Source organism: Roseovarius sp. PS-C2 (genome assembly GCF_018862045.1).
Classification (GTDB): Bacteria; Pseudomonadota; Alphaproteobacteria; order Rhodobacterales; family Rhodobacteraceae; genus Roseovarius.
Map to the genome: position 1 here is coordinate 33,823 of NZ_JAHKSQ010000004.1, position 13,787 is coordinate 47,609.

At 64.0% G+C, this 13,787-nt stretch carries 14 protein-coding genes; 11 read left to right on the top strand and 3 right to left on the bottom strand.

The annotated features are described in order from the left end of the window. Window positions 1–161: 161 nt before the first annotated feature. The 9 genes from KPG71_RS08370 (at window position 162) to KPG71_RS08410 (ending at window position 10,607) form a co-directional block, all read left to right on the top strand. Complete coding sequence (locus KPG71_RS08370) at window positions 162–1,256, top strand: site-specific integrase (RefSeq protein WP_216337641.1); 1,095 nt, start codon at window positions 162–164, stop codon at window positions 1,254–1,256. A gap of 242 nt (window positions 1,257–1,498) precedes the next feature. Beyond that, entirely contained in the window at window positions 1,499–1,879 is a 381-nt protein-coding gene (locus KPG71_RS08375; RefSeq protein WP_216337642.1) for a DUF2946 family protein, read from the top strand. A 93-nt stretch (window positions 1,880–1,972) separates the two neighbouring features. After that, window positions 1,973–4,168 carry a NosR/NirI family protein gene (locus KPG71_RS08380; protein WP_216337978.1) on the top strand — a complete coding sequence of 732 codons (2,196 nt, stop codon included), beginning with the start codon at window positions 1,973–1,975 and terminating at the stop codon, window positions 4,166–4,168. Continuing rightward, window positions 4,161–6,104: a TAT-dependent nitrous-oxide reductase gene (nosZ, locus tag KPG71_RS08385; protein ID WP_216337643.1), complete on the top strand. Its 1,944-nt coding sequence runs from the start codon at window positions 4,161–4,163 to the stop codon at window positions 6,102–6,104. The genes KPG71_RS08380 and nosZ overlap by 8 nt, the downstream gene beginning before the upstream one ends. Window positions 6,105–6,107: 3 nt before the next feature. Beyond that, window positions 6,108–7,436 carry a nitrous oxide reductase family maturation protein NosD gene (locus KPG71_RS08390; protein WP_216337644.1) on the top strand — a complete coding sequence of 443 codons (1,329 nt, stop codon included), beginning with the start codon at window positions 6,108–6,110 and terminating at the stop codon, window positions 7,434–7,436. Next, a complete protein-coding gene (locus KPG71_RS08395; RefSeq protein ID WP_216337645.1) occupies window positions 7,402–8,298 on the top strand; it encodes an ABC transporter ATP-binding protein in 897 nt (298 codons plus the stop codon). Before KPG71_RS08390 ends, KPG71_RS08395 begins: the two co-directional genes overlap by 35 nt. Next, window positions 8,295–9,116: an ABC transporter permease gene (locus tag KPG71_RS08400; protein WP_216337646.1), complete on the top strand. Its 822-nt coding sequence runs from the start codon at window positions 8,295–8,297 to the stop codon at window positions 9,114–9,116. Before KPG71_RS08395 ends, KPG71_RS08400 begins: the two co-directional genes overlap by 4 nt. Beyond that, window positions 9,113–9,679, top strand: a complete 567-nt coding sequence (locus tag KPG71_RS08405) for a nitrous oxide reductase accessory protein NosL (protein ID WP_216337647.1) — start codon at window positions 9,113–9,115, stop codon at window positions 9,677–9,679. The genes KPG71_RS08400 and KPG71_RS08405 overlap by 4 nt, the downstream gene beginning before the upstream one ends. A 1-nt stretch (window position 9,680) precedes the next feature. Beyond that, a complete protein-coding gene (locus KPG71_RS08410; RefSeq protein WP_253196177.1) occupies window positions 9,681–10,607 on the top strand; it encodes an FAD:protein FMN transferase in 927 nt (308 codons plus the stop codon). Between the two features lie 12 nt (window positions 10,608–10,619). Here KPG71_RS08410 and KPG71_RS08415 read toward each other — a convergent pair whose 3' ends face one another. The 3 genes from KPG71_RS08415 to KPG71_RS08425 all read right to left on the bottom strand — a co-directional run bounded on the left by KPG71_RS08415 (window position 10,620) and on the right by KPG71_RS08425 (window position 12,406). After that, window positions 10,620–11,303, bottom strand: a complete 684-nt coding sequence (locus tag KPG71_RS08415; protein WP_216337648.1) for a 5-formyltetrahydrofolate cyclo-ligase — start codon at window positions 11,301–11,303, stop codon at window positions 10,620–10,622. A 142-nt stretch (window positions 11,304–11,445) separates the two neighbouring features. Further along, entirely contained in the window at window positions 11,446–12,150 is a 705-nt protein-coding gene (locus KPG71_RS08420; protein ID WP_216337649.1) for a hypothetical protein, read from the bottom strand. A gap of 13 nt (window positions 12,151–12,163) precedes the next feature. Beyond that, entirely contained in the window at window positions 12,164–12,406 is a 243-nt protein-coding gene (locus KPG71_RS08425) for a hypothetical protein (protein ID WP_216337650.1), read from the bottom strand. A gap of 202 nt (window positions 12,407–12,608) precedes the next feature. On the opposite strand from KPG71_RS08425, the gene KPG71_RS08430 reads away from it, so the two are divergent. Together KPG71_RS08430 and KPG71_RS08435 are read left to right on the top strand one after the other, a co-directional pair. Continuing rightward, window positions 12,609–13,022, top strand: coding sequence for a hypothetical protein (locus KPG71_RS08430; protein WP_216337651.1), 414 nt, complete (start codon window positions 12,609–12,611; stop codon window positions 13,020–13,022). Between the two features lie 86 nt (window positions 13,023–13,108). After that, on the top strand, window positions 13,109–13,744 hold the full coding sequence (locus KPG71_RS08435; protein WP_216337652.1) for a ribonuclease HII: 636 nt from the start codon (window positions 13,109–13,111) through the stop codon (window positions 13,742–13,744). Window positions 13,745–13,787 lie beyond the last annotated feature (43 nt).

The window sequence follows — 13,787 nt, forward strand, 5'->3', positions numbered from 1 at the left end:
ACACCCGCTCAATGGGTCGAAGTCATGGTGGGCTTAGGCATCGAGATTTCCGAGCGCACGCTTCGCGAGCGGGCGAATGATACGGGAGCGTTTTATCGGTTGGGACGGACCATGCTTATCACTCCTGCACAGATCGACACCATTTTTGAGAGAGGCCCGTCATGCCGACCAAAATCTATAAGCGGGGCCGATACTTCTATGTCTACGGGACGATCGAATACAACGGCAGACCGATCTCACGTAAATACCGCGACAGCACTGGGTCGACTACAGAAGCAGGCGCACGGGACTGGCTAGCGCATGAGACCGAGTATCAAATCCGTCAATATTTGCTTGGGGATGAACCAAGCAAAACGTTTTCAGATGCGATCATGCTCTACAATGCCTCTCCAAAAGCGGCCAAGCAGTTGATCGATATTGTTAAGGAAATTGGCGATACGCCATTAAGAGCGATATCCGGTGCGCTGCTAAAAGGGTTGGGGCCAAAGCTGAAGCCGAAGGCATCTACCGATACGTGGTGGCGCGAGATTGTGACACCCGCCAGTGCGGTGATCAACAACGCGCATGAGTTGGAGGGTACGCCGCTGATTAGGGTGAAGCCCTATGACAAGTTCGAGCGAATTGCCCAAGACAGGCGGCGTGGGAAGATCAGCAGGGTGGAGCGAACCCCAGCGGACAAGGAATGGATCGAGGCGTTTTGTGGTGCTGCCGATCCGTACAATGCCGCGTTGGTGCGGTTCATGTTCGAGACGGCAGCGCGGATTGATCAGGCCGTATCTTTGGAACCTGATGATCTGAGGCCTGCCGAGAACAAGATCAGGGTGAAGGCCCAGAAGGGGCATCCGGAGAGCTGGATCACCGTCTCGCCGCAGATGATGGATGAACTGCTCGCGCTTCCTCCCAAACGACCCAAGAACCGTAAGACCGGCAAATTCATGAAACCGCGCGTGTTCGGCTATGGCAGTTCGACCGGATACAACACGCGCTGGAAGACGATCTGCAAGCGAGCGGGCATCCAGTATCTATCAGCGCACCCCGCAGGGAGGCATGGGTTCTTCACTGAATTGGTCGTGCGGCAAGGAGTCGATCCAGTCACAGCGGCCAAGGCTGGGCGCTGGTCAGACCCAAATTTACCCATGCGCATCTATGCCCATGCAGAGACGGATGAGGCCGACATTAGAGCCCGTTTTCGTACAAACCATGTACAGGAAGACCCTGTACAAACACCCAAGCAGCAGAAAACAAAAAAGGAATAGCGCTATGAACGGTTCCCTCCTAAGGGGCAGGTTGCAGGTTCGAATCCTGCCGGGGTCGCCAATCTTCACGATTGGTGATTCTGGGCGGCTTGTGTTGCTGCGGGGCGGGGGTTTTGGCCATATTTTCAGGTGGGCGATATTTCCATAATACATAAATATATCAATGCATTAAGGCTGCCTATCTTTCTGCCCGTCTTGACTTTTGTCATGTTATCGCCGCTCCCGTATGGTAGGTTTGGCGCATGTTCAGCGTGCGGTCCCGGATATTTCATTGCGCAAGTCTTGCGCTGGCACTGACACTCGCAAGCGTTGTCAGCGTGATGGCCGATGCCGCCATGTCCCTGGCGCAGAACGGCCTCAGCACGGTCGTCATCTGTAGCGACGAAGGCGCTGAAACGATCACGCTCGACAGATCGGGCAACCCGGTTGACCCGCCTTCCATGCCGGACTGTTCGCACTGTCCGGCCTGTACGCTTCATGTCACGGCCCTGCCGGTGATGCCGACGGTCTGGAGCCGTCCGGGCAAGGCGGCCCATCTTCTCACGTCCCAAGCCCATGTGGCGCAGCGCAGCTATGCCACCGTTCAGTGGCGTCTTGCGCGCGGTCCCCCCAAGGATATCTGAGCCATGTTTGTTTCCCTCCGCATGACCCTTGCGTCGCTGGCCCCGCTTTCGGTCTGCCGCGCAAACAGATCGATCAGAAGTTTCACGATCCTGATGGCCGGTCTCCTGATTGTCGGCCTCATGATCGCCACCGGCGCAGCCCCCGCGCGCGCTCAGGCCACCGCCTCCGTTCTCACTCAATTCATCGACGATATCGCCCCCGGCGAACTGGTCGAGGGGGCCGATGCCTTCGGGCCGGTCCGCGATGACATTCCCGTCGCGCCGCTGCTGCAAGGCGAACAGCGCATCGGCTGGGCGTTCATTGCGTCGGATTTCGTCGGGACGACAGGCTATTCTGGCAAGCCGATCCATACGATGGTGGCGGTGAATGACGATGCGGTCGTCATGGGCGTCAAGCTGGTCAAGCACTCCGAACCGATCGTGCTGATCGGGATTCCCGATTCCAAAATTCAGGCGCTCGCGGCGGATTATGCGGGGCTCGATCTGGTGGCCGAGGCCACCTCGGGCGGCACGGCCCATGATCTGGACATCATCGCCGGTGCGACGGTCACGATCATGGTGATCGACGATTCCATCGTGCGTTCGGGGCTGAAGGTGGCGCGCCAGCTTGGCCTTGGCGGGCTCAGCGCGCCCACGGCCCCCACCGGCCCCACCTACGAGATCGACCCCGAGGCCACCGCCGCGTCGGACTGGATGACGCTTGAGGGCGACGGAACCCTGCGCCGCCTGTCTCTGGATGTGGGGCAGGTGAATGCGGCCTTCGAACAGGTGGACGATCCGCGCGCCGCCAGGCGGCCCATCACCGACCCGCCCGAGACCACCTTTATCGACATGTATATGGGCTTGGTTTCGGTGCCCGCTGTCGGGCAGGCCCTGCTGGGCGAGGCGGAGGATCGCAACCTGCAAAACTGGCTGGACGAGGGCGATCACGCCATCATGATCGCGGGCCGGGGGCTGTATTCCTTCAAGGGGTCGGGCTATGTCCGTGGCGGGATTTTCGACCGTATCGTTCTGATCCAGGGCGATCTGTCGGTCCGTTTCCGCGACCGGATGCACCGCCGCCTGGGCGATGTCGCCGCCGAGGGCGCACCGGAATTCACCGAAACGGACCTGTTCAAGATTCCCGCGGATACCGGCTTCGATCCCACCGAACCGTTCCGCCTGCAGCTCCTGGTGCAGCGCGACGTGGCGGCCATCGAACGGGTCTTCACCACGTTCGAGATGGGCTATCAGTTGCCCGACACCTACATGCGCGCCTTGCCCGCCCCGGCCGCCGCGCCGCAGGCCACCGCCGCACAGGCCGTGGCCGAGCAAGAGGAACACGCGGCGCAATCGGCCCTGTGGAAACGGATCTGGCAGGACAAGACGGTCGAAATCGCCGGTCTCGCGGTCATGCTGTTCATCCTGACTGTGGCGTTCTTTTTCCAGGGCTTCCTCACCCGGTCCGAGCGCGTGACCTACTGGTTCCGCATGTCATTCCTGACCGTGACGCTGGTCTTCCTGGGCTGGTACGCCAATGCGCAATTGTCGGTCGTCAACCTGATGGCCCTGTTCGGCGCGCTGACCACGGATTTCAGCTGGCAGGCGTTCCTGCTCGATCCGCTGACCTTCATCCTCTGGTTCGCCGTGGCCGCCGCCCTGATCTTCTGGGGGCGGGGGGCCTATTGCGGCTGGCTGTGCCCGTTCGGCGCGTTGCAGGAACTGACCAACCAGATCGGGCGCAAACTGGGCATTCCGCAATGGACGCTGCCCTGGGGGCTGCATGAACGGCTCTGGCCGCTGAAATACATGATCTTCCTTGGCCTGTTCGGCGTATCGCTGGCCTCGATCGAGCAGGCCGAGCATCTGGCCGAGGTCGAGCCGTTCAAAACCGCCATCGTCCTGAAATTCGTGCGCGCCTGGCCGTTCGTGGCCTACGCCGCCGCCCTCCTGATCGCCGGGCTGTTCGTGGAACGCTTCTATTGCCGTTACCTGTGCCCGCTCGGCGGGGCGCTGGCGATCCCGGCGCGGCTGCGCATGTTCGACTGGCTGAAACGCTACAAGGAATGCGGCAATCCCTGCCAGACCTGCGCCAACGAGTGCTTCGTTCAGGCGATCCACCCCACGGGCGAGATCAACCCCAACGAATGCCTCAACTGCATGCACTGTCAGGTGCTCTACCAGTCGGAAGCCAAATGTCCGGTCGTCATCAAACGCCTCAAGCGTCGCGAATCCGCGTCGCGCGGGGCGGCCGATGCGGGCCGGGCGATTCACAATCATCCCAACCTGAAGGAGAAGACCAATGTCTGACTCGAAACCGAAAAAAGGCATCAGCCGCCGCGGCATGCTGGGCGCGACCGCCGGTGGCGCGGCCCTGCTTGGCGGCGCAGGCGGCGCGCGCCTGGCGCTGCTCGGCGGCGCGGCCGGCGTGGCCACGGCCGCCGGCACCACCGCCGCCCGCGCCTCAGAGGCGCTCAGCATCGCGCCGGGCGAACTGGACGATTATTATGGCTTCTGGTCCTCGGGCCAGACCGGAGAGTTGCGCATCCTGGGCTTCCCGTCCATGCGCGAACTGATGCGCGTTCCTGTGTTCAACCGCTGCTCGGCCACCGGCTGGGGCCAGACCAACGAAAGCCTCAGGATCTTCGAAGAAGGCATGTTGCCCGAAACCAAGGCGTTCCTCGCCGCGCAGGGCAAGCGCGTGCATGACAACGGCGATCTGCACCACCCGCACATGTCCTTCACCGACGGCACCTATGACGGGCGCTACCTGTTCATGAACGACAAGGCCAACACGCGCGTCGCGCGGGTCCGCTGCGACGTGATGAAGACCGACAAGATCGTCGAGATCCCCAACGCCAAGGCCATCCACGGCCTGCGCCCGCAGAAATTCCCGCGCACCGGCTATGTTTTCGCCAATGGCGAGGACGAGGTGCCGATGGTCAATGACGGGTCGGTTCTGGACGAGCCGGACAAGTACGTGAACTTCTTCACCGCGCTCGACGGGGACACCATGGAAATCCCGTGGCAGGTGATGGTGTCGGGCAACCTCGACAACACCGATTGCGACTATCAGGGCAAATACGCCTTCTCGACCTCGTACAACTCGGAAATGGGCATGAACCTCGCCGAGATGACCGAGAACGAGATGGACCATGTGGTGATCTTCAACATCGCGGAAATCGAAAAGGGCGTCGCCGAGGGCGATGTTCAGGTTCTCAACGGTGTGCCGGTGATCGACGGGCGCAAGGGACAGAACAAGAAATACACCCGCTATGTCCCGATCCCCAACAGCCCCCACGGCGTGAACACCGCGCCTGACGGCGTGCATGTGGTGATCAACGGCAAGCTGTCCCCGACCTGCTCGGTGATCGACGTGCGCAAGCTCGACGCGCTGTTCGAAGAGGATGCCGATCCCCGGTCCTGCATCGTGGCCGAGCCGGAACTGGGCCTTGGGCCGCTTCACACCGCGTTCGACGGCAAGGGCTTTGCCTATACCACGCTGTTCCTCGACAGCCAGATGGTCAAGTGGGATATCGCCAAGGCGGTTCAGGCCTATGCCGGGGAAGAGGTCGATCCGATCGTGTCCAAGGTGGACGTGCATTACCAGCCGGGGCACAACCACACGACAATGGGGGAAACCAAAGAGGCCGATGGCCGCTGGCTGATCTCGCTCAACAAGTTCTCCAAGGACCGGTTCCTGAATGTCGGCCCGCTCAAGCCCGAGAACGAGCAGATCATCGACATCGCGACCGATGACATGAAGGTGGTGCATGACGGCCCGACATTCGCCGAGCCGCACGATGTCATCCTCGTGCGCCGCGATATCGTGAACCCGGTCAATGTCTGGGATCGCAACGATCCGATGTGGGCCGAAACACGGGCACAGGCCGAGGCCGACGGTGTCGATATCGACGACTGGAACGATACGGTCATCCGCGATGGCAACAAGGTGCGGGTCTACATGTCCAGCCAGGCGCCGACCTTCTCGCTCGAAAAGTTCGAGGTGACGGAAGGCGACGAGGTGACGGTCATCGTCACGAACCTCGATGACATCGACGACCTGACCCACGGGTTCACCCTGAACAACCACGGGGTGGCGATCGAGATCGGGCCGCAGGCGACCGCCTCGGTCACGTTCGTCGCGGCCAAGCCCGGCGTCTACTGGTACTATTGCCAGTGGTTCTGCCACGCGCTCCACATGGAGATGCGCGGACGGATGCTGGTCAAACCGAAAGGCGCCTGATCCATGCTGCTCCGCCTTCTCATGCTGGTCACGCTGATCGCGTCCGCTGCCCATGCGGCTGACGTGCCCGTGACTGCGCGGGGCGGAGCCTTGCAAACCGCCATCGCCGGGGCTGCCCCCGGCGATGTGCTGATCCTCGCACCGGGGCGTCACGACGGCCCGGTGACCCTTGCGCAGCCCATCACGCTGGACGGGCAGGGCAAGGCCACCATCGACGGCGGCGGTCAGGGCTCGGTCATCACCGTGACGGGCGAAGACATCACCGTGCGCGGTCTCACTGTCACCGGCTCGGGCAGCGACCATCAGACCATCGATTCAGGCGTGCAACTGACCAAAACCGCCCGCCGCGCCGTGGTCGAGGGCAACCGCATCCTCGGCAATCTCTACGGCGTGGACATCCACGGCGCCGATGACAGCATCGTGCGCGGCAACACCATCGAAGGCCGGCAGGACCGGCGCATGAACGAGCGCGGCAACGGTGTCTATGTCTGGAACGCCCCCGGCGCGCAGGTGGTGGGCAACGATATCCGCTTTGGCCGCGACGGGATTTTCGTGAACACCTCGCGCCGCAACGTGTTTCGCGACAACCTGTTTCGCGACCTGCGTTTCGCCGTGCATTACATGTATGCCAATGACAGCGAAGTGTCGGGCAATGTCTCGATCGGCAATCACCTCGGCTATGCGCTGATGTTTTCCGACCGGGTCAAGGTTCTCGATAACCTGTCGCTGAACGATCGCGATCACGGCGTCATGCTGAACTACGCCAACAGTTCCGACCTGCGCGGCAATCTCGTGCGCGGCGGGGCCGAGAAATGCACCTTCATCTACAACGCGCACCGCAACCTGATCGTCGGCAACCGGTTCGAGGGCTGCGATATCGGCATCCATTTCACCGCCGGGTCCGAACGCAACGCGCTGACCGGCAACGCCTTCATCGGCAACCGCACACAGGTGAAATACGTCGGCACCACCGATGTCGAATGGAGCTTCGAGGGCCAGGGCAATTTCTGGTCCGATCATGCCGCCTTCGATCTGGATGGCGACGGTCAGGCCGACAGCCCGTTCCGCCCCAACGACCTGATGGACCATATCCTGTGGTCGCAACCCGCCGCCGCCCTTCTGGTGGGTGCGCCCGCGGTGCAACTCATTCGCTGGTCGCAATCCAGCTTCCCCGCCACCCTTCCCGGCGGCGTTCTGGACAGCCACCCCCTGATGACCCCGGTGCGGATCGACGTGCCGGACGACATGGCCGACCTGGCCGGACAAAGCGCCGGAAAATGGCGCGACGGAAAGACAGATGACGCAAAGTTTGACCCTCTCGCAGCTCACTAAGAGCTATCAGGACACGCAGGCGCTCCGCGATGTCTCGCTCGATGTCGCGCCGGGCGAACGTGTCGCGCTGCTCGGCCATAACGGCGCGGGCAAGTCCACCCTGATGAAGATCATTCTGGGCCTCATTCCCTATGACAGCGGCGAGGTGCGGGTTCTGGGCGGCGCCCCCGGATCGGGCGCGGCGCGGGCCGGGGTGGCCTACCTGCCGGAAAACGCCGCCTTCCACCCGGCGCTGACCGGGCTGGAACAGATCCGCTATTACCTGCGCCTGCGCGGACAACCCGCCCGGCTGGCCGGTGACCTGCTGGACCGCGTCGGCCTCGGCGGTGCCGCCAAACGGCGCATTGGCACCTATTCCAAGGGGATGCGCCAACGCGTCGGGCTGGCGCAGGCGCTGATCGGCAAGCCCCGGCTTCTGGTTCTGGACGAACCCACCAGCGGCCTCGATCCGGTGTCGCGGCGTGATTTCTACGCGCTGCTCGACGATCTGGCCGCGGATGGCGCGTCGGTCCTCCTGTCCAGCCACGCCCTGACCGAGGTCGAGGCCCGCACCGACCGTTTGGTGATCCTGTCCAGGGGACGGCTCGTCACGCAGGGCAGCCTCGGCGACCTGCGCCGGCAGGCCAACCTGCCCATCGCCCTGCATGTCGTCCCGCACGACGGGCAGGGCACGCAACTGGCCGATGCCCTGCCCGAGGGGCGCATGAACGGCACCGGCCTGCACCTCAGCTGCGCGCAGGACGAGAAACTGACCACCCTCTCGCGCATCGCCGGGCTCAGCCGGATCGTCCGCGACGTCGACGTGATCCCGCCCAGCCTCGAAGACATCTACAGCCATTTCAGCCGGAGGGACGGACAATGACCCGCATCATTGCGACGGCCATCACCGAATTCCGCATCGCCCTGCGCAACCGTTGGGTCGCCATCGCGGTGGCGATGATGGTCCTGTTCTCGCTGGTCCTGTCGGCGGCGGGCTCGGCCCCCACCGGCGCCCTCGGGGTGGACCGCCTGTCGGTGACGGTGGCCAGCCTCACCTCGCTGTCGGTCTATCTCGTGCCGCTGGTGGCGCTGCTGATGTCCTTCGATGGCATCGCGGGCGAAGTCGAACGCGGCACCCTGCCGCTGGTCCTGACCTACCCGGTGTCGCGCCCCGAATTGCTCCTGGGCAAGCTGCTGGCGCATCTCGCCGTGCTGACGCTGGCGGTGGCCGCCGGGTTCGGCAGCGCCGCCGTGGCGACGCTGGCAATGGATGCCTCTGCCAGTTCCGGCCTGCCCGCGCTGTGGCGCTTGCTGTGGTCGTCGGTCCTGCTGGGCGCGGCGTTCCTGTGCCTTGGCTATGCGCTGTCCGGCCTGTCGCGCCGCCCCTCCGGGGCTGCGGGCCTTGCCATCGGGCTGTGGCTGGTGATGATCGTGCTGTACGATCTCGGCCTGCTGGCCGCTGTCGTCTCCGACGGGGGCGGCTGGTTCACCACCGAAGCCTTTCCCTGGCTTCTGATCGCCAACCCCGCCGATGCCTTCCGCCTGTTCAACCTCGCCGCCTCCGAGGCCGCCTCGGCCGCCGCAGGGGTCGCCGGGGCCGCAAACACCATCCCGCCCGCCCATGCGCTGGCCTCCATGCTGCTCTGGCCGGTCTTGGCGCTCGGGCTGTCGGTTCTCGCCTTCAGAAAGGTCACGCCATGAAACGCCTCGCCGCGATCCTGTGCCTTGCCATACTGCCCGCCTGTCAGGAGGACACCGCCGAAATCCCGCAGGCGGTGACCATGACCGCCTCGGCGGTGGGGCATTTCTGCCAGATGAACATGCTCGAACACCCCGGCCCCAAGGCGCAGGTCCACCTGACCGGCCTGCCCGGAACGCCGCTGTTCTTCAGTCAGGTGCGCGATGCCGTCGCTTATCTGCGCATGCCCGAACAAAGCCACGAAATCGCGGCGGTCTATGTCAGCGACATGGGCAGCGCCGCAAGTTGGGAGATTCCGGGCGCCGACAACTGGATACCGGCCAGCGCCGCGCATTACGTCGTCGGATCGTCCCGCACCGGCGGCATGGGCGCGCCCGAGCTGGTGCCCTTCTCGGATGCGGCCAGCGCCGCGCAGTTCGCCCAACGGCATGGCGGGCAGGTGCAGGAACTGGCCGATATTCCCGACACTGCCGTTCTGGCCCCTGTCGCAACCTCCGCCACCACACCGGATGACGATGATTTTGCAGACCGCCTTCGCGCGCTCTCGCAGGAAAGGACGAATTGATATGCCTGCCTTGTCCCGCCGCCGTTTCCTGACCATTGCCGCCTGCGCCGGGGTGCTCGGCACGCGCGCCAGCGCCGCCGCCCCCGAGGTCACCCAATGGCACGCCACCGCGCTTGGCGCGCGCACCACGCTCAGCCTCGCGCACCCCGATGCCCGGATCATCGCCGCGCGCGTTTTCACCGAACTGGATCGGCTCGAAGGTATCTTCAGCCTCTACCGCGCCGACTCGGCGCTCAGCCGCCTGAACCGCGACGGTGCGTTGCCCGCGCCGCCCTTTGAACTGCTGGAATGCCTCAGCCTGTGCAACCGCGTCCACAATGCCAGCGGCGGGCTGTTCGACCCTACCGTACAGCCGCTGTGGCAGGCCTATGCGCGCCACTACACCACCGATGCCCCGAACCCGGCGGATATCGAACGGGCGCGCAAACTGACCGGCTGGCAGGGCGTCGCATTCGACAGCAGTGCCGTGCACTTTGCCACCCCCGGCATGGCGATCACCCTCAACGGCATCGCCCAGGGCTATATCGCGGATCGGATCGCCGACATGCTGGCCCGCGAAGGGCTGCGCGATATCATGGTGGATACCGGCGAGTTGCGCGCCCTTGGCGGCCACCCGCAGGGCGGCGGCTGGCCCGTGCGCCTGCAAACCGTGGAAGGGGCAGAAACCGGCACGGCCCACTTGCGCGACATGGCAATGGCGACCTCTTCGCCGATGGGCACGCGCTTTGACCCCGGCAATCCGGCGGGGCATATCCTGAACCCGCGCACCGGCACGCCGTCGCAAACCGATTGGTCCCTGATCAGCGTCACCGGCCCAAGTGCCGCCCTTGCCGACGGGCTCAGCACCGCGATGTGTCTGATGGACCGCGCCGCCATCACCGCCACACTGGCGCAGTTTGACGGGATGCGTCTGGCCCACCTGTCCTGAGAACGGCGCGCGCTACACCGTATCTTTCGCGCCCTGCACGCCGGTTTCGCTCAGGATGATGTCCAGCGGGATGTCATGCGGCTGTGGGCAGATCGTCGGCAACTCGGCAGAGTTGACGCCGATCCCGATCACGAACGGGCGCGGCTGTAGCGCCGCCAGCGTCCGGTCGAAATACCCCCCGCCATAGCCCAGCCGATACCCCTCGCGCGTCCAGCCCATCAGCGGGGCAAGCGCGATTTCGGGCGTGACGACGGGTGCATCGGGGGGTGGCACGGGAATGTTCCAATCGCCCCGCACCATGCGCGTGTTTGGTGTCCAGCGGCGAAAGGTCAGCGGCGCGGCCTTGGTTTCCACCAGCGGCAGCGCGACGATCACGCCGGAGCGGTGCAACTCGGCCATCAGGGGCCGCAGGTCGGGCTCTCCCTTGATCGGCCAATAGGCGGAAAAGACCCGCCCGCGCGCCCCGCCGAACCTCTTGTCCAGCAGATCGCGCAAATGCCCCGCCAACGCTGCGCCGACGGCCTGCCGGTCGGCAACCGAAACCTCCTGCCGTTCCCCGCGCAGGCGAACCCGCTCCGCCCTGCGCCACCGGGTGACCTGCACCCAGTCCTTCGGATCGTCCGGCACCTCTCCGGCCCCGTCCGAGGGCGAAGAGAAACCGCTCTGGCAACGATGGCTTTCGAAATCTTCGCTCATGGGAACATCCGCTTCTCGTGTCGTCCTGCAAGGTCCACAGCGCCTGTTCCCGCCAGTCCGCAAAGACGAGCGATCACCGGTTGGCTGCGGCCCCAAGCAGAACATGTGACCAAACGGCCCCCACGTCCACCCATCGGGCGGATTACACGACTTTGATCACGTCCTTGTCGATCGCCAGCATATAGCCCCGCCGCGCGATGTTCTTGACCAGCAACTCGCTGACCATCTGGTTCCCCAGCATGTCGCGCAGCCGTTTGATGCGCGTGGCGCCCGCCGCCTCTTCGCAATCGCTCGCGCTGCGCCCCGATATCACGGCTTCGATCTCGGCGCCCGACAGCACGTCGTCATCCATCCGCGCCTCGGCCAGCACGGCCAGCGTTTCCATCGCCGCATCGGTCAGCTTGAACCCGAGATTGTTGAGATACACCTTGTTCTCCTCGCGGCTGATCAGCAGCGAGCTGACCTGAATGCCCGAGCGTTCAATCTGCGCCATCCGCCGGTTCAGCGCCACCAGCATCACCAGAAACACCAGCGCCGCCACCAGCAGCGCGGCGGCAAAGACCAGCAGCACGAAAATCACCATCCGGTAACTGGTCAGCGTCTCGGAAAACGCCGTGCCCGACAATGCGAGGATCTCCAGAAGCTTGATTTCCGCATCGGCGGTCAGCGCGTCGTTTTCCACGAAAATCCGCTCGACCCGCGCATTGAATGCACCCGCGTCAGGCAGGCTGAGAAACAGGAAAACGGCGGCCAGGGCGAGGATCGCCACGATGGCGACGATCCCGAACACGACCACCCGGTTGCCCGAACGCAGGGCCTGTGTCGCGGTGCCTGTCGGTTCTTTCACGATCTGACCCTTCCTACTGGTTGCGCACCGAAAGCACCTTGAGCAGGGTCAGCCCCTGCCGGGCCAGTTGCGCCTGCAACTGCGCGCGGGCATTGGCCTTTGTACAGGGGCCGCTGATCTGCGCCACATTGTAATAAAGCTCAAGCGGATTGTCGCGCTTGGCCTTGTATTCGGCCACGCACGCCGCCTGTGCCGCCGCGGTCAGGCCCGCGGCCATGAGGAAAACGATGCAGAGGGTCAGAATATTCCGTGTCATGCGCCAAACATGCGCCCAAGCGCGCGGCTATTCAATAACCCGCTGCCCCGCATGAGGTATTTCCGGCCCGATATCGGATAACAGGGGGCTGATATTGCCTGTCTTCGCCGGGTGCCCCCATCCTTGTGTCATCGCTGCCGGTCGATCCGGGCCGACATGACGCATGACACGACATGCACCAGACACAAGGAAAGGAAACGCCATGTTTCATCGTCAATTCATCGCTGCCGTTCTGGCCGCTGCCGTCGCAGTGACCGGTATGACCGCCGCTCCGGCGCGGGCCGATAACGACGCCGCCAAGGTCATCGCCGGGGTGGCCGCCCTGGCCGTTCTCGGTGCCGCCATGTCCGACGCCAAACACAGGGACCGCCCCAAGGCGATCTACCGCTCCCCACCGGCCTACGGGCATAACAAGCACTATAGCAATCAACGGCATCACAAGGCGCGTGACCGCTACGAGCGTCGCGACAACCGCTGGAACCGTCACAACAACCGTGGCAGGGTGATCCCGCGCTCGCGCAGCCGTGTGGCTCTGCCCAATGCCTGCCTTCTGCGTAATACTGGTGGACGCGCAGTTTACAACGCGCGCTGCCTCGAACGCTACGGCTACCGCTAAGGCGGCAGGCAGGCGAGCAGGCGAAAGGGAAGGGCGCACTTGCCCTTCCCTTTTGCATTTTCCCGCGCCCCATGCCAAAGGACGGCATGAGCAACGGACCCGATTTTTCCCTCGAACTGGCCGCGCAGGCGCAGGGCCACACCCGCATCGCCGGGGTCGATGAGGTGGGCCGTGGCCCGCTGGCCGGCCCGGTGACGGCGGCGGCGGTGGTGCTGGACCCGGCCCGCATCCCCGACGGGCTGAACGATTCAAAACGCCTGAGCGCCAAACGCCGCGAGGCGCTGTTTGACGTGATCATGGACATGGCCGAAGTCTCGATCGCCCATGCCAGCGTCGAGGAAATCGACGAACTGAACATCCTGCGCGCCAGCCACCTGGCGATGGAACGCGCCGTCGCCGGGCTCTCCACGCCCCCCGACATGGCGCTGATCGACGGCAACCTGATCCCGCGCGACCTGACCGTTCCGGCACAGGCGGTGATCAAGGGCGATGCCCTGTCGGTGTCGATTTCCGCCGCCTCGATCATGGCGAAAATCACCCGTGACCGCATCATGTGGGATTTGGCGCAACAGTTCCCCGGCTATGGCTGGGAAAGCAACGCGGGCTACCCGTCGAAAAGTCACAAAGAGGCGCTTCAAAATCTGGGTGTGACCCCACACCATAGACGATCCTTCAAGCCGGTACACAATATGTTGTATCAAGAGAAATCTGTAAGTAACTGATTCAAAAAAGAAATTGACGGCGAATCGGGTTTGACTCATCTTT

Bases quoted from the DNA above. Each gene is read 5' to 3' on its own strand.
- KPG71_RS08370 (WP_216337641.1), top strand. From the start codon at position 162: ATGCCGACCAAAATCTATAAGCGGGGCCGATACTTCTATGTCTACGGG.
- KPG71_RS08375 (WP_216337642.1), top strand. From the start codon at position 1,499: ATGTTCAGCGTGCGGTCCCGGATATTTCATTGCGCAAGTCTTGCGCTG.
- KPG71_RS08380 (WP_216337978.1), top strand. From the start codon at position 1,973: ATGGCCGGTCTCCTGATTGTCGGCCTCATGATCGCCACCGGCGCAGCC.
- nosZ (WP_216337643.1), top strand. From the start codon at position 4,161: ATGTCTGACTCGAAACCGAAAAAAGGCATCAGCCGCCGCGGCATGCTG.
- KPG71_RS08390 (WP_216337644.1), top strand. From the start codon at position 6,108: ATGCTGCTCCGCCTTCTCATGCTGGTCACGCTGATCGCGTCCGCTGCC.
- KPG71_RS08395 (WP_216337645.1), top strand. From the start codon at position 7,402: ATGACGCAAAGTTTGACCCTCTCGCAGCTCACTAAGAGCTATCAGGAC.
- KPG71_RS08400 (WP_216337646.1), top strand. From the start codon at position 8,295: ATGACCCGCATCATTGCGACGGCCATCACCGAATTCCGCATCGCCCTG.
- KPG71_RS08405 (WP_216337647.1), top strand. From the start codon at position 9,113: ATGAAACGCCTCGCCGCGATCCTGTGCCTTGCCATACTGCCCGCCTGT.
- KPG71_RS08410 (WP_253196177.1), top strand. From the start codon at position 9,681: ATGCCTGCCTTGTCCCGCCGCCGTTTCCTGACCATTGCCGCCTGCGCC.
- KPG71_RS08415 (WP_216337648.1), bottom strand. From the start codon at position 11,303: ATGAGCGAAGATTTCGAAAGCCATCGTTGCCAGAGCGGTTTCTCTTCG.
- KPG71_RS08425 (WP_216337650.1), bottom strand. From the start codon at position 12,406: ATGACACGGAATATTCTGACCCTCTGCATCGTTTTCCTCATGGCCGCG.
- KPG71_RS08430 (WP_216337651.1), top strand. From the start codon at position 12,609: ATGTTTCATCGTCAATTCATCGCTGCCGTTCTGGCCGCTGCCGTCGCA.
- KPG71_RS08435 (WP_216337652.1), top strand. From the start codon at position 13,109: ATGAGCAACGGACCCGATTTTTCCCTCGAACTGGCCGCGCAGGCGCAG.